Genomic DNA, 20,394 nt, shown 5'->3' on the forward strand with positions numbered 1-20,394 from the left:
CCAGTAGCGTCGCGACTTCATCAGAATTTAACAGCACGCCTGCAGCTGGAGCGGTTACACCAGGGAGCGGGTGCGGCAAATGCCCTTATCCGCCCTCGGCCCGGAGTTTAGCAGCCGGTGCGCACCAAGCGTCCGTCAGCCCTCTGCGACCCTAACATCCCGCGCACAACATCACGCGAATACACTGCGAGAGTCATGACCGAATTTCCCTGGCTGACAGTCATTATCTTATTCCCGATTCTGGCATCGTTGGCGATTCCCTTCTTCAACGACAAGCAGGGCGAGATCGTCCGCTGGTACGCGCTCTGCGTCGGATTGATAAATTTCGTACTCATCATTGCGGCTTTCTACTTAGGTTATGACCTCACCAACCCCGAACTGCAGCTAGTCGAAAGTTATTCCTGGGTACCAGAGTTGGACCTTAACTGGTCCGTTGGCGCAGACGGTCTGTCGATGCCGCTGATCGTCCTCACCGGATTTATCACTACGCTGGCAATCCTGGCAGGCTGGCCGGTGACGATGAAGCCCCAGTTGTTTTACTTTCTGATGTTGCTGATGTACGGCGGCCAAATTGCGGTATTTGCCGTCCAGGACATGTTGCTGTTTTTCCTGGTATGGGAGCTAGAGCTAATTCCGGTATACTTACTGCTCTCGATTTGGGGGGGCAAGAAGCGTCTGTACGCAGCAACGAAATTCATTCTTTACACCGCTGGTGGCTCGCTGTTCATCTTGGTGGCAGCGTTGACCATGGCCTTTTACGGCGACACGGTCACGTTCGACATGCGATCGCTGGCGGCTAAGGACTACGCGCTGGGTTTCCAGTTGTTGGTGTATGTGGCATTTTTCATTGCCTATGCCGTGAAGCTACCGGTGTTCCCGCTACATACTTGGCTGCCAGACGCTCACGGTGAAGCCACCGCACCCGTGCATATGTTGCTGGCTGGCATCCTGCTGAAGATGGGTGGTTACGCATTGATACGCATGAATGTCGGGATGCTGCCGGACGCCCACGTCTATTTCGCACCCGTCTTGGTTGTTTTAGGTGTCGTCAATATTATTTACGCGGCGCTGACCTCTTTCGCCCAGCGCAACCTCAAACGCAAGATCGCTTACTCGTCAATTTCGCACATGGGCTTCGTGTTAATTGGTATGGCGTCGTTCACCAACCTCGGGTTGAATGGAGCGATCCTGCAGATGGTCTCCCACGGCTTAATCGGCGCGAGCTTATTCTTCCTGGTGGGAGCAACTTACGATCGCACTCATACCCTGATGCTGGATGAAATGGGGGGTGTCGGTCAGCGGATGAAAAAGATGTTCGCCATGTGGACGACCTGCTCGCTAGCATCGTTAGCGCTACCCGGTATGAGCGGTTTCGTCGCCGAGTTAATGGTGTTTGTGGGTTTTGCCACGAGCGACGCCTATAGCACCACTTTCCGCTCGATCGTCGTTATCCTAGCCGCAATTGGCATTATTTTGACGCCGATCTACTTGCTCTCAATGTTGCGCGAGATCTTCTACGGCGAAGAGAATAAGAAGTTAACCGCTCACGAGGTTTTGGTGGATGCCGAGCCGCGCGAGATCTTCATCATTGCCTGTTTACTCGTGCCAATTATCGGGATCGGGCTTTATCCAAAAATCCTGACCCAGATATACGATTCGACGGCGATCGCTTACACCGATCGGCTGCGCGAGTCAGTGCCGACGCTTTCGGGTACAACGGATGTGGCACAAGTGCTGCTGCGTGCTCCGACAATCTGGCAGGAGTAGCACCCTAGCCCCTGACGAAATCGTTTGGAACGACGACTGGGCGATCGCCCTCACCTTTGAACTGGAACAAAAATGACTTGGATCCTTTAACTATGCGATCCAAGTCATTGTTATTAGTAACTACCTCGTTTTTTGTGACTATTTCCATGCCATTACACAAGGTGCAGTCCCGACATTCAAGTCATGAATGGGGCGTACTAGGCATCGCGACCGACCGATGCGGTTGAAAGGATAATTACTTATGGCGTCCTGCTTGGACAGGGTCGCGTTAGATGCAGACCAAGGGTATTTATACTTGAAGGTTTGCAAATAAATGTAACTCAATTACCTGGGGGTGCACTTTGTATGTCTAGATCGTGAAAGACAGATCGGGTGATGGGGCTCACACTAGTAGACCGCTTTCCGATCGCACCAACTGCTGTAAGGAGTTGCAGCAGTATACAAAGATTTAGTCGAGCTGATTTTATGGCGATCGCCCGCGACTTGATTGGTTTGGGTATCGGAGTTTTAGTTAGTTCGGCACTTGGGTGGTCGGCTACTATGCCTGCTGGCGCTCAACTGTCACCCCCTCCGGAGGAAACGTTACCGCTCCGGATCGACATCGAGTCAACTGCATCAGACACGCAAGAACGCGCAGATAGGTTGCTGCGCGCTGCGATGGAGTTTGTAAGCAACCAGCAGACTTTACGCTTTGAAGCCGAGATTACCTACGACAACGTTTTTTCGACCGGTGAGAAAGCCCAATACACCGCCTATCAGGAAACAACGCTGCAACGCCCGAATCTCCTGCGCACCGATTACTCCGGCAATTTACGCGCGACGCGTTTTTTCTATGATGGTAGGTCTGCCACATTACAAGATACCGATCGGCAATTTTATGCCACATCGCCTGCTCCGCCAACGGTCGACGAAACGATCGTGGCGTTGAGAGAGCGATTCAACGTCCGTCTGCCACTGTCGAACCTCTTGTCAAGCGATCCCTATGCCCTGATCGCCCCCCAAATTGAAAGCAGTCGGTATCTGGGCTTGAGCGTCGTGAACGGCTTGCCGTGCCACAGTTTGCTATTTGTCGGAAAGGATGTCAACTTCCAGATTTGGATTGTTGCAGATGGCGATCCTGTCCCCCAAAAGCTTGTCATTAACTATAAGAACTTGCCAGGTTCCCCTCAGTACTCGGCTTTGTTTGTGAATTGGGACTTCTCGCCAGCGATCGCCCCCGACACCTTCGCGTTCGTCGCTCCAGAAGGAGTTGGCCGCGTCCGCTTCATTCCGTCTACAGACGATCTTCCCTAGTTCATCCTATTCTCGTAACCTAACCTGCCATGCTCGCGAACAAATCCCTTAAATTTTCCATTCTTGCTCTCGCAATCGGCACCCTGATGTTCCCTGCTGAGTTGGCACTCGCACGACAGGGCGAGGGTAGGGGCGGTGGCGATTGGGGTGCGGTTGCCCAACGTGAGCGTAGAGGGTCTCGAGGGGGCGATCGACCCTCCAGATCTGGAAGTGCGCGCGCGGGGCGTTCGTCTGGAGGCCAACGCGAGCGCAGAAGCAGTCACCGACATTCGGGTAGCTTCGATCGCGACTTGAAAGATCGCGGTAATGTCAACAGGGGCGATCGCCGGACCGATAGCCGTCCTAATGCTGGGGACCGCGAGCGGCAGCAAAACCGCAGCGAGAACCGCCAGAAGCTTAGCGATTCTCAACGCCGCGAGCTGGAGAACCGGCGCGATCGGGCTCGTGATGACCAGCGCTCGGATATCGAGGACCGACGCAGGGACCTTGAAAACCAGCGCGACCAAGCTCGAGATGACCGGCGCTCGGATATCGAGGACCGACGCAGGGACATTGAAAATCGGCGCGACCAAGCTTGGGATGACCGGCGCTCGGACATTGAGGACTTACGTAGGGACATCGATCGCGACATCGATATCGATATCGATCGCGATATTGATTTTGACAGAGACCGATGGCGCGGCGGCGGTTGGTACGGCGGCGGCTATTACGTACCTCCCGGTTGGGGCTGGGGAGCAGCAGCGCTGACGGCGGGTTTGGTTATCGGATCGGCAGTGAGTTCGGCTCCGCCCTATTACGAAACTGTTTACGTCGGTTCGACCCCGTATATTTACTCCGACGGTATCTACTTCGAACCGAGCAGCAACGACGATTACATAGTGGTCGCCCCACCAACGGGCGCAACCGTGCCGTATTTGCCCGACGGTTGTGAAGGGTTTTTCCTAGAGGAAGACCAGTTCTACGACTGCAGCGGCATTTACTACCAGCCCGTTCTGCTCGACGGTAGTTCGGCGTACGTAGTCATCGAATTGTAAGTTTACGATACGTCCTCGTTTTCCGATGAACAACTATTCTCCTCGCACAACAGGTTTTGCAATTCTGGCTGCCAAGTTGGCTGGCGCCATCTCGGTTTCGACGATCGCCTTCGGCACAATTGCGAGTTCAGATGCTGTTGCAGGGACTTATAGCGGGCGTTGCTACCATTCCGGTTCCAGCGACTTTAAAGGGTGCGATATTACCATCGAGTCGGAGCTAACGCTGAGTTTCGGCAAAGAAGAGTTCCAAGACGAAAATGCGGCGATCGCGGAGGGCTCGATTTCAAGAATTGCGACCGAAGATGCTAGCAATCCAGTGCCGGTCATTAGAACGCCCTTGAACAAAACCCGGCAGCAATACTTACTAACTCTAGGCGCTGAGAAGCAAGTGGCCGTGCGCGTCAATCTCGAGGACGCCCCTCAGTTCCAGCAAGAGCTGACGCAGTTCTCGGGCCAATACGTAAATTTTCCTGTGCCCCCGTCGGGTCCTTACAACGGACGCTGCTTCCATGCGGGCGAACAGGATATGAAGTCATGTTTTGTCTCGATTGCCCAATCGGAAACCGAGGTGATCTTTGAAAAAGAGGAATATCAATACGGGAACGTAACAATTCCGAAAAATGCCATTACTGCAATTGCTTCGGGCAACTACGCCAAGCGATTGATGACCGACACTGGCAGCATAATTGGCAGTCTTCTTATCGGACCGGCGTCGTTTATATCTCGCCAGTTTTACGACAAGGAATACCAACAGTACGTTTTAGACTACACGCAGCCGGATGGCGACCCCACCTCGATCGTGCTCCGTCTTCGCCGCCGCGATGCAACGGTTTACCAACAAGGACTTACTGTAATTACCGGTCGCTACATTGGCTTTGAGGAGCCGCAAACCGACACTGCGATCGATGTCGGCCCCGATTTCCTCCCCCGATAGTTGCGTTGCCTATTCAGAAAGAGCACCTCGATAATTCTCTCAAGACCGAAGGTCGGCATGGCACTACTGGCATTTCAACCGCCGGTACACTACGATCCCGAAATTGTCGAAGTGCCCAGAAGTAAGTGGTAGTGCACAAAATCAAGACCCGAAACGATTTAACAAATCGGTTCGGGTTCACTTGTTGGGCAACGGAGGGGAGCGTCCGGACAGTTTCCAAGGCGGAAGTTGCGAGAGCCGTTTGTTTCCGACTAGGGGCGTCCGAACCAGCTCCTCAACCGCTCTATCCTCTCAGCACTCCAATAGCTTTACGAGCTGACGGAGTCTGCGGGCTAGTAGGGCCAGCGCCAGTCGACGATATCCTCCCGATCCACGCCGTAGGTGTAAGCGTAGTTGCGACACTCGATCTGTTGGTTGAGGAACTTTTCCTTGGCATGTGCACCTGCTACCCTCAAGTGCGGGATGCGGTCGATCGCGTCGATCGCCAGGCTAAAACGATCGATGTTGTTGCGAATCGCCAACTCCAATGGCGTGTTGATGTTGCCCTTCTCCTTGTAGCCGCGCACGTGCATGTTGACGTGGTTGGTGCGGCGGTAGGCCAAGCGGTGAATCAACCAAGGGTAGCCGTGGAAGTTGAAGATGATCGGCTTGTCCAGGGTAAACAAGCTATCGAAGTCGCGATCGCTTAAGCCATGGGGGTGCTCGGTGTCTGGCTGCAACTTAAACAGATCCACCACGTTAATGAAGCGGATCTTGAGCTCCGGGAATTCCTCGCGTAGCATTGCAGTTGCCGCCAAGGCTTCCTGAGTGGGAATATCGCCGGCTGAGGCCATAACGAGATCCGGTTCCGAGCCTAGATCGTTGCTCGCCCAATCCCAGATGCCGAGTCCCTTGGTACAGTGCAATACTGCCGAGTCCATGTCCATGAACTGCAGGTGCATCTGCTTGTCGGCCACGATAACGTTGACGTAATCCTTGCTCTGCAGGCAGTGATCTGCCACCGACAACAGCGAGTTTGCATCCGGCGGCAGATAAATCCGCGTCACTTCGGCGCTCTTATTGCAGACTACGTCAAGGAAGCCCGGGTCTTGGTGAGTGAAGCCGTTGTGGTCCTGGCGCCATACCGTTGAGGTGATTAACAAGTTCAGCGACGGAATCGGTGCGCGCCAGTTCGTCTCGTGGCACTTCTCGATCCACTTCGCGTGCTGGCCGACCATCGAGTCGATCACGTGAACGAAGGATTCGTAGGTCGCGAAGAAGCCGTGGCGTCCGGTGAGCAAATAACCTTCCAGCCAACCCTCCAGAGTGTGCTCGCTGAGCATCTCCATCACGCGACCGTCCGCAGCAAGTTCGCCGCCATCAGCATCTTCCGGCAGGTATTCTGCCAGCCAGGTCTTTTTGCTGACTTCGTAGACCGCATCCAGCTTGTTGGACGTGTTCTCATCCGGACCGAACACCCGGAAGTTGGTCATATTGTCAGCCATGATGTCGCGTAGAAAGCGACCCAACGGGCGCGTGTTCTCGGCAATCGACTGGGCGGGCTTGATTACTTCGACGCCGTAGCCGCGGAAATCTGGCATCAACAAGTTCTGGCACAACAGACCGCCGTTTGCAGCGGGATTTGCTCCCATGCGCCGGGTGCCTTCCGGAGCAAGTGCCTTCAAGTCCCGCAGGAATGCACCGTTCTCGTCAAAGAGTTCTTCGGGCTTATAGCTCCGCAGCCACGCTTCAAGGAGTTCCAGGTGGGCGGGATTGGTCTTGGCATCCTTCACCGGCACCTGGTGCGATCGCCACGAGCCTTCCATCTTCTTCCCGTCAATCTCGCCGGGCGACGTCCAGCCCTTAGGCGTCCTCAGGACGATCATCGGCCAGTGCGCGAACCTGGCAACACCAGTGCTGCGAGCTTCTTGCTGAATCGCGCGGATTTCTGTCACGCAGCGGTCGAGCGTGGCGGCCATTGCCTGGTGCATGGTCTCGGGGTCGGAGCCTTCCACGAAGTATGGGGTATAGCCATAGCCTCGGAACAAGGCTTCAAGATCGTCGTGGGGAATGCGCGACAGGATCGTCGGGTTGTTGATCTTGTAGCCGTTGAGGTGCAGGATCGGCAGCACCGCACCGTCGGTAATGGGGTTGAGGAACTTGTTAGAGTGCCAGGACGTTGCTAGAGGACCGGTTTCTGACTCGCCATCGCCGACCATAACCGCGGCGATCGCGTCGGGCCTATCGAGCACCGTACCGAATGCATGGGAAACGCTATAGCCGAGCTCGCCACCCTCGTGGACCGAGCCGGGGGTTTCGGGCGTGCAGTGGCTGCCGATACCACCGGGGAACGAAAACTGCTTGAAGAAGCGCTGCAGTCCTTCCACGTTCTCGCTGATTTCGGGGTATACCTCGGAGTAGACGCCTTCGAGGTATAGCGGAGCCAGCACGCCGGGCGCGCCGTGCCCCGGTCCAGACAGAAATAGAACGTCGAGATCGTATTTCTTGATGACTCTATTGAGATGGATGTACGTGAAAGACTGTCCCGGGCTAGACCCCCAATGCCCGAGCAGGCGAGGCTTGAGCTGATCCGCTGTCAAGGGCTCTCGCAGTAGTGGATTTTCCTTCAGATAGATCATCCCAAGAATGAGATAGCAGCAAGCGCGCCAGTAGGCGTTCATTCTGCCGACCTCGTCGGGACTCAGAGGTGACCCAGTGACAGTGGAGCGAGCGCGCCCAAACGCACTAATCGTAGTGGCTGATGTCGGTTTCTCTGGTGCTGCCACCATAGCTATATCCTCCTGCAATCGGTTTATACCCAACAAATTAGCGCCATTATACTCATGACCGATAAAGAAATTGTTAAGATCGTTTTGCTTCGAAGAGGACGAGTGTTTCCTTAAGATCTGCTTCATGTTTCATCTGCAAAACGTAAAATACGAAAGGCATTCGAGCGATCGCGTAACAAGCAACAAGTTTGATAAGAAGGATGCATATAAGAACCGAAATAGTTCTGGAATCAAAGGCGGGATGGATGAGTCAGAACCAAATTTGGTGTAAAATCTACCTGCGAGATAATCACCGAAAGCTATATAGAAATGTATTACCAACAGCACGCCAATCGAGGACTGCAGCTGCTTTCTGAAGCATCGCGATTGAGTACTAGTGGAGAATACTAACCTTCTGAGGTGAAGCGTTGCTAATTTAGGGACTTGACGTGTCGGCTCGGCAGCTCAAATGAGCGGAGTTCTCCTATCACAACATCAGTTCATACAGCTCCGTACAACCTAGACTTGCAGTTCGATATCTGTTTCTTACAATATCAGGAGGTTTCTAGGGCATCTCGAAAAATTGCCGGATTGTGGCGTATCGGCGGCTTAAATGTTTGTGCTGTCGTGCCGACCTTCAGTCTTGAGCAAATTATTCGAGGTTCCTTCTAGGGTGTTTTCAGAGGCTTTTTGAATCAAACCTGAGATTGCCTTGCACGTCAAATCGCTCGATTCGAGAAATCTTCCAGGGTTGAATGAGTAGAAGTCATGAATAGGGTGTTTTAGACCCACTGGAGGACTTACGGGCACCTCAAAAATTGCCGAAAAGTGGCGTACCGGCAGCTGAAGTTCCCGTGCTTCCGTGCAGACCTTCGGTCTTGAGCGAATCGATCGAGGTGCCGCATAGGAAGACTGACAAGGAGCAAGTTTAGAGTGGGGTTTATGATTAAGAGAGAGGAGGCAGCGAAAATGAGTGGTGTTGTAATAGCAGTCAGCCGGAGTAAAACCCACACATTTACAAAAGTAAATCAGGAAAGTATCCAGCTTCTAACTGGTTTGGGAGTGCAAGATGATTCCCATATGGGCAAGACTGTTCAGCATCGATCGCGAGTAGCTGTCGACCCAAGCCAGACTAATTTACGTCAGGTTCATCTAATTCATGCTGAATTGCATGATGAGTTGCGGGCTTCTGGTTTCGATGTATCTGCAGGGCAGATGGGTGAGAACATCACAACACGTGGCATTAATCTGCTCGCTTTACCAACTGGTACACAGTTACATATAGGCAACAAGGCAGTAGTAGAACTAACGGGTCTGCGAAATCCTTGTACCCAGTTAAATCGATTCCAAGCAGGACTCATGGCAGCAGTATTAGATCGTGACAAACAAGGTAAGCTAATTCGCAAAGCTGGTGTCATGAGTATCGTTGCAGTTGGTGGCGAGGTTAGACCCGGCGATCTAATCCAAATCAAATTGCCTCCTGAACCTTACAAGTCTCTCGATCGGGTCTGAAAGATAATGATTTTAACCCTTTTCCTTCGAATAGTTTCGCCAGCCATCATGTCGATGTAGGGGACAGACAAATTCACCAATGGTGTTGCAAATTACATCTGCTGCCGTTTGTCCTGGACGTTAGGCTTCCCCCGTCCTCCTCAGATAGAATTTATTTGGGGGGTCTTCAGAGGGTGGCTTGCAGGGGGGCGATCTGTTATTCTCCCAGCAAGCACAACACCTGCAACATAACAGGTCGTCGAAATCAACAACCATAACTGAATCTGCAGGGACTTGCCCACCAGCTGAGATGGGTTCATAGATTTTAAGCGGAGACTCCAGTGATTTGAGGGCTAAATCGTAAGTAATTTAGTGCCATTTTAAACATAAGGCTATTGCTAGGCTTGACGAAAGATGGATTCTAGATGAAACACGAGAATGAGTGTAGTGGATTCTCCACATTTCTCACCAACATAGGTGAAATTGCTAGATTAGTCCTTAGTGGTTAGCATTGCTAATAGTCTTAAGTTTTGACCGGATTTAAAACCCTATGTAGCAATGCCAGCCAGACTAATTTTAGAGTAGTAGAACACAACTTTATTTAGGTTGGGTCAATGATTCCCTCACCAATCATTCGCACACCAGTTATGCTTGGCAAAAAGAAATAATCACCCCCGCGAGTTTCCACAAAGCGTGGCATATTAGCACAAAAGAACGGTATGCGCTTGCCCTTCTCGCCTTCAATGACCATACGACCCCCTTTCCCATCAGCGATCGTACCGTGGTTACCCAAGAGAGGATCTCTTTCGTTGGCTAATTTAAAATCATTGCCATAGTTGATCCACTGTTGTTGTACGAATTCAAACTGTCTCTCGATGCTCGCCCCCAGAGCCATAAAAATAATACCGTGGTCGCCATCGTCGCGGGCCGGATCGTCAACTTTGCCGTATGGCAATCCCCGTCGGAGCAGTCGGCGGCGATCGATCAATGCTCCCGGCGTCTCAAAAGCTTCCTTGCCGAATTCTAACGACCCACGAGGATTAGTACGGCGTGTATGGGAACTCACCGGGCAACGACTGCCTTCGAGATCGTCATCGAAATTAAACGCCTCCAGCTTCTGCCGCAATTCATAAAACTTGGGATCGCTATTCTCCCTTGCCTCGTGCAATTCCCTCATATGATCGTCAGCTTCTTTCTCGGTGGGGAACAATGCTAAAGGTGCGCCATTTGGCCAGCGTCCGGAAAATTTGGCCATTAATGCAGTTTTACCATCTGGGTAGTATTGGCCGACTTTGTCGATATAGCTCCGAAAAGACATTACATTCTGATGTAACTTACGGTACACCAGGAAAGTACCGTTAAGTGACAACAAACGCGGAATTGGTGCAACTGGATATTCTTCTGCTTCATCACGGTAGCCCAGGATAAATTCACCTGTTTCAAGTGGCTCCCAGCCCTCAGAGGTTTTGGGATTGCCGCGCGTGCGCGTGAGTTTACCACCTCCAACAACTGCAGCCGAATTGCGACAGCTGCCTTTGAAGTAAGGCTCACTAATGCCATCGACATAACCAAAGTGCTCTTTTGAGGTGGGAGAACCATCGGCATCCAGCAGCGCTGCTGCATCTTGATAGGGCAAGTTTTCTCCAGTCGAGCTGCGATGACCGATTACTTGTTCGACCTCATCATATCTATCGACAATACCGCATATTTCCTGATAGCGAGTTTCAAGTTGCTCGCTTTTTCTGGCATTGATCCAAACCATGATATCCACCGGTGTTTCTTGTTGCCAAATAGGATCCCAATGCTCTGGCGCGCTCGGACCATCATCCCCTAGAATATCTCTGCGGGCCTTCATGCCCATCATAAATTCGGGCGGGAAACTCTTCAGCGATTTTAATGGCAAACCTAGGTTTTTGAGGCCGGTAAAGGTGAAGGCAATATTTGTTGTTACAGGAGGAATTCTCACCTCGTTGCGCTTATCCCAAGCAGCACCATTAGTAATCTCTGGCACTAGGTCGCGAACAAAGGCTCGTCCTTGGCTCCCGCCCTCACCCAGGATACGATAAAAAATGTAGCGTGCTTTCGTAAATTCAAAGCGCCCATAGGCTTTGACGAGATTGCCTTGCACGTCAAAGAGGTCGATGTGACTTGCTTCATCGCGGTCAATGAAGCGACCATTTTCAACAAAATTGAGCATGACGTTTATACTCTAGTCAAGGGTTTACAAAGTCAATGCTGGCGAGATTCTAAAGGTCGGAGATTCCTTCTGGTTCGATGCCAATGCCCGCAGGCCAGAAGGGGCTATCGACTTCATGTGGTCTTGTAACCTCGACAAAATTGCGAAAGGCTTTTTGTAGTCCGACCGCATCGATCTTGCCAGTTTGAATTTGCGTTTGATACTTGAAGACAAAGTGGGTAAATGCCTGTCTCAAATACAGCGCTTTGAGCTGTTCTTTGAGTGAATCATCGGTGGAACCATTAAAGAATAAGGCATTGTCAACTTGACAGCGCTTAATATAGCCAACAAACGCATTTTCTTTTTTGTCCGCTGCCTCTTCTCTATTGACGCACTCAAAGCCAACGCAATTCTGCAACAACTTGGTTAGCTCCTCACCTGCATATTTCCACATTCCTCGCACATAATCTTCGAGAGCTTCGGGAAACTTCCAAAACTTACTGTAAAAATTGCCAGAGAAAACAATATAACTTGACTTTAAATGCTCTTCTATTGCTGGCTTTCCTTCGTAAAAAATATCATTGAGAATGTAAAAACGACATAGATAGGTATTGGGAACTTTAGCCATCGGGCTTAAGTCATCCACATCCATACTGTATTCATTTGAAGGCCATTGCTGCAAAATTTGTCGAGCATTGCTTGCATAGGATTGGCCCAAGTTTTCAGTTTTTTTGTTGCTTTTTATCGGGATCAGGGCAGTTAGTCCGTAGGCTTTTCCACTTTTACGTAATTTGCTTTTATTTAACATGGTTCACGTGTTTCCCTACGATATGCGATCCAGATAAATGCTCGAGAGATCGCTAATTTAAGAGGTTTAGTTAGTGGCGTTGCTCTACCGCATCCGCTGCTAAACTCACGATCGGTGTTCGCTCCATCAAGACAAGATCGTGTTGCAAATCGCCAAGTAAAACGTTGAATCTAGCTTGAAATTCCTCCGCCGAGCTATTCTCGGTATCTTCGATAAAGCCCAGCAATTTGGCCTTGACATTTTTTGCAGACTTAATATCGTTCGATGCAGCCATTGGATAGGCATTATAGTAGTGGTTCGTCCAAATCTGATTATATTCAATGTGATCGTGAAATGGCTTTATGGGAACGGACTTCGGGTATCGCACATTTTTAAACCAAAAGAAATCAAGTCCTGTAGGAATAGCCATACTGAACGAATCGACATATTGATCCCAGCTACCATTGAAATTGCTAAAGAAGAACATATACCGATATTTCAGTTTTTCTTTCGGCTGTTCTTTCCCTAAATTAGGAAACTGATTATCTGCCAGAATTACCCAACGGGCATAGTGAATAAGAGAAAGAGTAAGCAACCCTAGCAAAGTACCTTGACGCAGCTTGGCAAACAAAAAAATCAGGCGGTTGATGGGGGCGATATACCATGGTATTGGAGTTACCACGTTCATCGCATAGGATTTTCCAGCAATGTTTGACACAATTAGTTCCTGAGTAAGCTATTGGACAAATTAGACTTGCGTAATTTTAACTTCAAGAAATGAGTCTTTTAAGTCAAGCATTGAAGCAGCATTTATGCTTACTCTTCAAAGGGTGAGAAGTCCACTGGCTCGTGCCGTTTAATGTTGTTTTTTTCGTGCCTAAACTTAGAGATGGATTCGTATATGACTTTTCGGGCTCGATTGATCCCTCCCAGTGGGCGGTGCTCGGGGAGGGCATGCCAAGGATTAAAGGACAGTGTATTGCCATAGGCAAATTGCTCTGGCGAGTCAATTTTTTGGCGATGGATCTTAATTGTAGCCACTTTAATAAAAGGAGATTCGGTTTCACTCCAGCGTTTACTTGAGTCTTCTATTGGCATAGATTTTGAGTCATTCCTTAGTTGCACCATAAAGTCAAAGCTAGTTCCTTTTTTAGACAAGTAAGTTGACAATGCACTGCGCAGGTAATTTTCATCTGGACTATCAGGTATCTCACCAAAATCAGAGTCATTAGGTTTTGCAGAATATTTCACTATCCGATCGCCATACTGATAAGGTGTTGAACTCCAATAACGAGCTGCCAATGGATTGGGATAATTTTTGTTGGAGCGCAGCAAATTTATAAGCACTCCCGGGTTGAGCAAGAAAAATAACACGATCCTAACCTTGTGGCTCACCAAAGCGGCAATTAATTTTTCAAACTGATTGACACTTTTGGTTACAAACATGGGCGTGCTGATAAGGATAAAGTCATGTGTTGTGGCATTTTTTTCTTCTTCAAGGAGCTTTTCTCCTGAGACTCCCATCAACTTTATAGCCATCCCGCGGATATCTTTTACGTTATCTGGTTGTGGATCTGAATTCTGATTGGAGAAACGTATCCAAGCTTTGTAGCTACAGGGCTGCTTGAAGACCCCTATTTTTAGGTTTACTGGTATATTTTCTTCCACGATGAACTCCGCTTTTACCAAGCCATGCTGCTTTGGATGAGCGTCTCGCTGCATCCTTGCCGGGGGAGGATAATCTCGGGTCATCTTTGCTTGAAGCATTTGCTCTAAGCTAGCGGTATCCTGTCGTTCATTCTCGGGAATGTGCTCCAAATCCTTAGTCATGAAGTGGGCCTTTCTGATTCTAAGTTCTGTAGTTTTTCCAATCTGTTTTTCAGTCTTAATAATCCAAATTCAATCTTTGAGAAGTTCATCGTCTTGAAGATGAGATACTGCAGGCTTAATAAGGATGATTGTCCAGAGTACTTAACTTTATCTCTTGCGATCGATCGGGGATGAATAGTAAACTTATCATAAGTCTAGATCGGGAAGTTTAATTCAAAAACTATTGCCAACTTCTTCACAAAAACAAAAGTTTATTAACCACAAGAACCTCAACTACTTTTTCGTCAAGCACTGAAGGCTTCTTTAAAAGAGAGTAACTGAATCACAAACCCATAAGCCAGCTCTTGAAACAATTGGTATTAATCTGCAATCATTGCAAAACAAAGGCGAGCTGGTAGGGGTGGGTGGCTTCTTCCGGAGATGAAAATTAGGTTGGAGGTGTGCCTCCATGCTCGGATTGCCTCAAGGACCCCGCGGACTCCGCTCACCTCCAAGAAAAATGTCGCGGTAATCGAAGACATCCTCTATCGCAACTCTCTCTCTCAGGTTATCTCCAGACCCTCAGAGGGATCGAGCAGACCGCGAGCGCCTAAGCCCAGCAAGCTGTCCTGAACGAAGCTGGGAATTTTTTTCTCGCGGCAACTACGCAGATTGCCGCCAGCTCCCCCCGACAGGTGAAAAGCATCCTTGGGTCCTTAATTCTCCTCAACGAGCAAGCCTAGCGCATGCCACTCGAGCCTCTCAGCCAACTTAGCTTGCTGCTCTAGCGCTAATGACAGAGCGTAAGTGCCAATTTTCCCTCCCAGCACGTAGCGGCGGATATCGTATGGCTCGCTGGCATACCCGTCGGCGCTAAAACTTAACACCTTGTTTCATTACCAGTAGTTTCCGGCGCAACCTGAAAAAGCATTATTTGCGCATAACCAATTTCGAGTATCTGCAAAATGAGGAGGTATGTGCCATCGGATAGTGGGTCAGTGGAGTCAACGGTGAACCAGATTGAACGGCGGCTGAAAATTTCAGGGGCAAAATGGGAGACTGGCAATGTGCCGCAAGTGCTGGCACATTGATGCGCCTACCTCGACAAACTGCTTCGAATTCTCTCTGTAGAAGGTTACGGGCACCCTGCGGCATGTCCGTCCGCGTAACATTGCGATCGCCTTCAGAAGGGAAACTTATTAGGGCTGGAGTAACTACCGGCTCGAACGCCTCACGGTAAAGTGTTGGCAAAACGAACCCACTCGCAACGCTAAGGATTTAATTTGAGGGCAGAGATTGCAGGCATGTCTGTTTTACATTGCTTATTTACATCGCTTAGTGAGGCAGCTGCGAGCTTGCTAGCTTGCGAGAGCAAGACCATGGGAGCAAGATTGTGAGTAGCCCCGAGCGCCTTCGAGTTTTGCTCATTATCGAGCAGTGCAATCCTGATTGGGCTTCCGTTCCGCTGGAAGGATATAACTACTACTGCGGGATCGCCCGACATGCCGACGTCCACCTCGTTACGCACGGGCGAAATGCTCCTGCCCTTAGTCGTACGACCGATACACAAATCACCTATATCTATGAAGGTGTACTTAGCAAGCGGTACTACAAACTAGTTGACGGCTTGACCGCGCGCGGCCGCGTGAACTGGCCGTTGCGCAATGCCCTTGCCTACCCAATATACGAAGAATTTAACCGTCAAGTTTGCCGGCGGTTTTCGCCAAATGTGGAGCGTGGAGACTACGACCTCGTCCACGCCATCACCCCTATGATGCCGCGATATCCAGTTGCCATCCATCGCGCCTGTTTGCAAACGCCGTTTCTCTTAGGTCCGGTAAATGGCGGCGTGCCCTTTCCACCTGGCTTCGGTAAGATAGCACGCCAAGAGTCGGCGCAGTTCAATTTCTTGCGTGCAGTTGGGCGCTCTCTCCTACCGGATTATGTGGCGACCTATAAAAATGCCCACAAAATCCTTGCCGGCTCCACGTATACGCTCGAACTGCTCAAGCGGTTATTTGCCATTCCCGACGAACGCGTCGAGCTATTCTACGAAAATGGCATTGATGCTTGCTTTCTCGACCCAAGGGCACCAAGTGTTTCAGAAGATGGCAGGGTGAGACTTCTGTTTGTCGGACGTCTCGTACCCTATAAAGGTGCAGACATGATACTTGACGCGATCGCCAACCTCGACCCAACAGTTCGCGATCGCCTTGTCCTAACGATTGTTGGCGATGGCTCGGAGCGATCGCGTTTGGAGGAAGTTGTTAGGGATCGCGGTCTGAACGCGTCGCGGCTGACGGTAGAATTCGCCGGCTGGGTGCCCCAGGCTAAAACTCTGGAGTACTACCGTCGAGCAGATATTTTCTGCTTTCCATCAATACGCGAATTTGGCGGGGCTGTGGTGCTTGAGGCGATGGCTTGCGGATTGCCCTGTATCGTCGTTGACAATGGTGGCATTGGCGAATACGTGACCGAGCAAAATGGGTACAAAATTGCCCCGACATCGCGCGCTGAAGTCGTTACTCTGCTCGAGCAGCATATTTCGACACTGGTCACCAACAACAAACTACGAGCACAAATGTCAGAGCAGGCGATCGCCCGCGCTCGAGAATTTACTTGGAGCCATAAGTCCGAGCAGCTGTTATCGATCTATCGCGAATTGATAGTGAGTTGTCGGGCAAAATAGACCGTCACGGACGATGAAAATTGGCTACTTGATACCCGAATTTCCGGGTCAAACACACATCTTCTACTGGCGAGAGCGGCAGGCTTTGGAGCAGCTTGGAATTGCAGTCGATCTGGTCTCGACTCGCCAACCCAAGAAAGGCATCATGTCTCATACATGGACGGAGGAAGCCTGCCAGCAGACAACTTATTTATTCCCGATCGCGGTCCGATTCTGGGGAATTGTCAGCGAATTGTTGCGCAGCGGACTGACGGGATGGTGGCGTGTCTTTCGGGCAGTTGCCACCGCCGACGATGTAAAAGGTGCAGCAAAGTTGCGAATGTTGGCGTTAACCGTCATCGGAGCCGAGCTTGTCAGCATCGCACGCGATCGCGGTTGGCAACACGTCCACGTCCACTCCTGCGCTGACGCTGCCAATGTGGCTTTTTTTGCATCACTGTTGTCGTCGTTGACCTACAGCTTGACCCTACACGGTCCACTCACAGACTACGGTTCCAATCAAGCTCAAAAGTGGCAGAATGCTGCATTTGGAGTAACCATCACGACCAAACTGGCTCGCGAGGTCAAAGAACGGCTTGTCGGTCACCTGCCGCCGCAGCTTGAAGTCGCGCCTATGGGCGTGAATGTAGAGCGGTTTACGCGTCGAGATCCCTACATTCCCTGGCAAAGGAATGGCAATGTGCGTTTGTTTAGCTGCGGTCGGCTCAATCCATGTAAGGGGCATGCAGAAACACTTGAGGCAATCGTTATACTTCGCCAGCAGGGCTTTCCTATCGAGCTAGATATTGCTGGCGAAGACGAGCAAGGTGGTGGGGGGTATCACCGCTACCTCGACACGCTCATCAGCGAACGCCAACTGACTGGTAGCGTCCGCCTGTTAGGGGCAGTTAGCGAAGAAACGGTCAAATGCTATCTGGAAAATGCTCATTTATTCGTTTTGGCAAGTTGGCATGAGCCTTTAGGCGTTGCCATTATGGAGTCGATGGCAATGAGCGTTCCTACTGTTTCTACAGCTGCGGGTGGTGTTGCCGAACTGATCGACCACGAGAGTGATGGACTGCTGGTGCCGCCGCGATCGCCAGAGCGCCTTGCCGATGCAATCGCGCGTTGCCTTCAGTCTCCCGAACTGGCGCTCCATTTGAGTCAGAGGTCGCGCGATAAAATCGCCTCCAAGTTCCATCATTTCCGCAGTGCGACACAACTTGCCAACTGTTTACAAACAGTCCTCAACGGTAGCAAATAACCTATAGCTATCAGCTTTGAATCGGGGATTTCAAACCATGAACAGACCTCCCTCAAAATTGCCGATTGGATTTTACTTTTTTGCCCTGAGTCTGACTTTTATCCTGCTCGGCAACAGTATCCGAAGCAATCGCGAGCTGCCAACGTTTACACCGGTTAGCAAGAGTGTCGAGTTCGTGCCGACCTTACTGGCACATGCCGAGGGAACAGCGATCGGAACGAACCTAGCTGGCGCGATCGATTACTCCACCGAGTATCCCTTCGTTGACTTGTTCAAGATGTCGCGTCCGTGGATTCCGCAGAGCAATGACGAGTTCAATACCAGGGAGTACGATGCCCTCGATCTAGACGAACGCGGCTGGGTCCGCTCTCTACCCGAGACAAATGCACCCGTTCGGTACAGACGCGTTGTTACGCTGATGCACTATTATAACGGCGGAGAGTTTGTGGTTCTTTACGACGGTGAGGGAACCTTAGAATACTCACTAGACGTGCAAAAGGATCGCTCGAACTCGCAACCGGGACGCGATCTGCTGGTTGCAAAAAAGCCTTCAGATGTCCGGATCGGAATGAACGTTGTTGCCACAGATCCAAACAAAACGGGCAACTATATTCGTAATATTCGGGTGCTTCCCGCCGAGTTTGAAAGTACTTACCAGGAGACAATATTCAATCCAGTTTTCCTCGCGCGCGTTGCTCCCTTCTCGGCATTGCGATTCATGGACTGGATGAGTACTAATAATTCCGATCAGCAAGAGTGGTCGAACCGCCCCCAGGTTGATGATGCGCGCTACTCAGTTAAGGGCGTACCGCTAGAACTCATGATTCGTCTTGCCAACGCGTTAAACGTCGATCCGTGGTTTACGATACCCCATCGCGCCACTGATGAGTACGTCGCAAACTTTGCACAGCTCGTTCGCGAGCAACTCGATCGCGGACGCCACGTGTATGTTGAGTACACAAACGAAGCTTGGAATTCAATTTTCGAGCAGTTCCATTGGCTGCTTAACAATGGAATCGTTACAGCTGCAGACGAACCCGATGACTACCGTCGCATATTGACGTCTTACACCCTGCGCGCCCTGCAAATCGGCGACATCTGGCGCGAAAACTTCCAGGATAATGGCCGCACGACGGTTGTATTGGGAACGCAAACAGCCAGCCGCTATGTTGCTGATGTCGTGACGTCATACCTTGAGTGGGCCCCTCCAGGGTCCTACAGCCACGGTTTTGATGCCTTGGCAATTACGGGCTACTTCGGACGTTCGATGGGTGCTCCTGGCAATGAAGAGGTGGTTCAAAGCTGGCTCGACGGTGCTCAAGGCGATCCTTTTCAGATAGCGATCGCGCAGCTCAAAGATGGCAGTATCCTCGGCTCAAACGATTCATTAGTGCACGTCAAGGACGACTTTGAATATTACAAACAGCTCGTTGTCGAGCATCCGCATCTCAAAGAACTTCTCGCCTACGAGGCCAACTCCCACGTGGCGGGCTACCAGGGAGTCCAGAATAACGAGGAACTGACGCGTTTCTTTATCGAACTGCATCGACGACCTGAATTTTACGATTTATATACGCAGCTGCTGGAAACATGGCAAGATTCCGATGGAGTGCGAACTTTGTTTATGAACTTCAGTTCTATCGGCACTCCTACCAAATACGGCAGTTGGGGCGTCCTTGAAAGTGTCGAGCAGACCTCGTCGCCCCGCTATTCAGCATTAGTTGACTTTATCGCTCGCCAACAAGCCAGCTAGTGAGGAGAATCAATTCTTGAGCTTGCAACGGTCGGTCGCAATAAAGCCAATCGCGGCAAGCCCTCGGCGCGATCGCCGAGGTACCGCGCGAAGTCCCAGAAGCTTGGGTTTCCTGCTGAGGGTAAGCCTGCAAAGACTCCGCTACGCTTTTCTTCGTCAGCGCAGATTCCATGAAACTTAAGTTAAACGCCTAAACAGATTTTAGCGACTACTACCACCATTGGCTCGATTCAGGCCCTCCTGGGAAGAGTGGAGCTAAGGGCCTCCTGAGCCGTACCAAGCTTGGACCTAACCGCCTTCGGTAGTTCGACCTGCTCCACACAGCCGGCGAACCGATCGTACCTTTTGAGGTGTGCGGACCATTAGCGAGGCAATAACCCCGGTCGCCTATTGGCGGTCTATCACAATCCTTTTGCACACCGAGCATTAGAGTAGCTAGGATAGCTGCAGTTCTTGTTCTATAAGGAATCCGCGTTTAACGATTACGGGCTCTATATCCGAACCATACATCAATTGACACTCAAATATGTGCATGCTATATTTCGAAAAAGATTAGTTGTTTTGGCTCGTAGCGATCCGAGAAACTTCCGTCCAACAGAAGCTCACGCTACGAATTGAGAACTAATTATGGCTATTTGCCAAACCTGGCCTAACTCAAGAAAAGGAGCCTT

At 50.7% G+C, this 20,394-nt stretch carries 16 protein-coding genes and 1 pseudogene; 10 read left to right on the plus strand and 7 right to left on the minus strand.

Features of this window, described 5'->3' with window-relative positions; translation table 11 throughout:
* Positions 1 to 195: 195 nt before the first annotated feature.
* From ndhD1 to KR51_RS02675, 5 genes are all read left to right on the plus strand, one after another.
* Positions 196 to 1,767, plus strand: a complete 1,572-nt coding sequence (gene ndhD1, locus KR51_RS02660) for a photosynthetic/respiratory NAD(P)H-quinone oxidoreductase subunit D1 (RefSeq protein WP_022604548.1) — start codon at positions 196 to 198, stop codon at positions 1,765 to 1,767.
* A gap of 465 nt (positions 1,768 to 2,232) precedes the next feature.
* Positions 2,233 to 3,060 (plus strand): DUF2092 domain-containing protein, encoded by an 828-nt coding sequence (locus KR51_RS02665; RefSeq protein ID WP_022604550.1) that lies wholly within the window; start codon positions 2,233 to 2,235, stop codon positions 3,058 to 3,060.
* Positions 3,061 to 3,195: 135 nt separating this feature from the next.
* Positions 3,196 to 3,354: a hypothetical protein gene (locus tag KR51_RS19100; protein WP_156914932.1), complete on the plus strand. Its 159-nt coding sequence runs from the start codon at positions 3,196 to 3,198 to the stop codon at positions 3,352 to 3,354.
* Positions 3,351 to 4,094: a DUF6515 family protein gene (locus KR51_RS02670; RefSeq protein ID WP_051358037.1), complete on the plus strand. Its 744-nt coding sequence runs from the start codon at positions 3,351 to 3,353 to the stop codon at positions 4,092 to 4,094. Before KR51_RS19100 ends, KR51_RS02670 begins: the two co-directional genes overlap by 4 nt.
* Positions 4,095 to 4,170: 76 nt before the next feature.
* Positions 4,171 to 5,028, plus strand: coding sequence for a hypothetical protein (locus KR51_RS02675; protein ID WP_156914933.1), 858 nt, complete (start codon positions 4,171 to 4,173; stop codon positions 5,026 to 5,028).
* A gap of 332 nt (positions 5,029 to 5,360) precedes the next feature.
* Here the strand turns inward: KR51_RS02675 and KR51_RS02680 are convergent, their stop codons facing one another.
* Positions 5,361 to 7,796 carry a phosphoketolase family protein gene (locus tag KR51_RS02680; protein ID WP_022604557.1) on the minus strand — a complete coding sequence of 812 codons (2,436 nt, stop codon included), beginning with the start codon at positions 7,794 to 7,796 and terminating at the stop codon, positions 5,361 to 5,363.
* A 948-nt stretch (positions 7,797 to 8,744) separates the two neighbouring features.
* Between KR51_RS02680 and KR51_RS02685 the strand changes: the two genes are divergently transcribed.
* Entirely contained in the window at positions 8,745 to 9,287 is a 543-nt protein-coding gene (locus KR51_RS02685; RefSeq protein ID WP_022604560.1) for an MOSC domain-containing protein, read from the plus strand.
* Positions 9,288 to 9,867: 580 nt separating this feature from the next.
* On the opposite strand, the gene KR51_RS02690 is transcribed toward KR51_RS02685, so the two are convergent.
* The 5 genes from KR51_RS02690 to KR51_RS19105 form a co-directional block, all read right to left on the minus strand.
* Positions 9,868 to 11,463, minus strand: a complete 1,596-nt coding sequence (locus KR51_RS02690) for a Dyp-type peroxidase (protein WP_022604563.1) — start codon at positions 11,461 to 11,463, stop codon at positions 9,868 to 9,870.
* 49 nt (positions 11,464 to 11,512) lie between these two features.
* The gene (locus tag KR51_RS02695) at positions 11,513 to 12,250 is read right to left on the minus strand and encodes a hypothetical protein (RefSeq protein WP_022604565.1); all 738 of its coding nucleotides are present in this window, start codon (positions 12,248 to 12,250) and stop codon (positions 11,513 to 11,515) included.
* 70 nt (positions 12,251 to 12,320) lie between these two features.
* Positions 12,321 to 12,947 (minus strand): hypothetical protein, encoded by a 627-nt coding sequence (locus KR51_RS02700; protein ID WP_022604567.1) that lies wholly within the window; start codon positions 12,945 to 12,947, stop codon positions 12,321 to 12,323.
* A 98-nt stretch (positions 12,948 to 13,045) separates the two neighbouring features.
* Positions 13,046 to 14,059 (minus strand): catalase family protein, encoded by a 1,014-nt coding sequence (locus KR51_RS02705; RefSeq protein WP_022604568.1) that lies wholly within the window; start codon positions 14,057 to 14,059, stop codon positions 13,046 to 13,048.
* A 695-nt stretch (positions 14,060 to 14,754) separates the two neighbouring features.
* Positions 14,755 to 14,925 (minus strand): hypothetical protein, encoded by a 171-nt coding sequence (locus KR51_RS19105; protein WP_022604569.1) that lies wholly within the window; start codon positions 14,923 to 14,925, stop codon positions 14,755 to 14,757.
* A 17-nt stretch (positions 14,926 to 14,942) separates the two neighbouring features.
* Between KR51_RS19105 and KR51_RS20490 the strand changes: the two are divergent.
* The 4 genes and pseudogenes from KR51_RS20490 to KR51_RS02720 form a co-directional block, all read left to right on the plus strand.
* Positions 14,943 to 15,129, plus strand: a pseudogene (locus tag KR51_RS20490) (ISKra4 family transposase); the annotation flags it as partial.
* 302 nt (positions 15,130 to 15,431) lie between these two features.
* On the plus strand, positions 15,432 to 16,727 hold the full coding sequence (locus KR51_RS02710; protein ID WP_022604571.1) for a glycosyltransferase family 4 protein: 1,296 nt from the start codon (positions 15,432 to 15,434) through the stop codon (positions 16,725 to 16,727).
* 13 nt (positions 16,728 to 16,740) lie between these two features.
* Positions 16,741 to 17,970 carry an exopolysaccharide biosynthesis GT4 family glycosyltransferase EpsE gene (epsE, locus tag KR51_RS02715; RefSeq protein WP_022604574.1) on the plus strand — a complete coding sequence of 410 codons (1,230 nt, stop codon included), beginning with the start codon at positions 16,741 to 16,743 and terminating at the stop codon, positions 17,968 to 17,970.
* A gap of 37 nt (positions 17,971 to 18,007) precedes the next feature.
* Positions 18,008 to 19,723, plus strand: a complete 1,716-nt coding sequence (locus KR51_RS02720; RefSeq protein WP_022604575.1) for a hypothetical protein — start codon at positions 18,008 to 18,010, stop codon at positions 19,721 to 19,723.
* Here KR51_RS02720 and KR51_RS02725 read toward each other — a convergent pair.
* Positions 19,698 to 19,895 carry a hypothetical protein gene (locus KR51_RS02725; RefSeq protein ID WP_040654883.1) on the minus strand — a complete coding sequence of 66 codons (198 nt, stop codon included), beginning with the start codon at positions 19,893 to 19,895 and terminating at the stop codon, positions 19,698 to 19,700. The two genes, KR51_RS02720 and KR51_RS02725, sit on opposite strands and share 26 nt — an antisense overlap.
* Positions 19,896 to 20,394 lie beyond the last annotated feature (499 nt).

It is taken from the genome of Rubidibacter lacunae KORDI 51-2 (assembly GCF_000473895.1).
GTDB lineage: Bacteria > Cyanobacteriota > Cyanobacteriia > Cyanobacteriales > Rubidibacteraceae > Rubidibacter > Rubidibacter lacunae.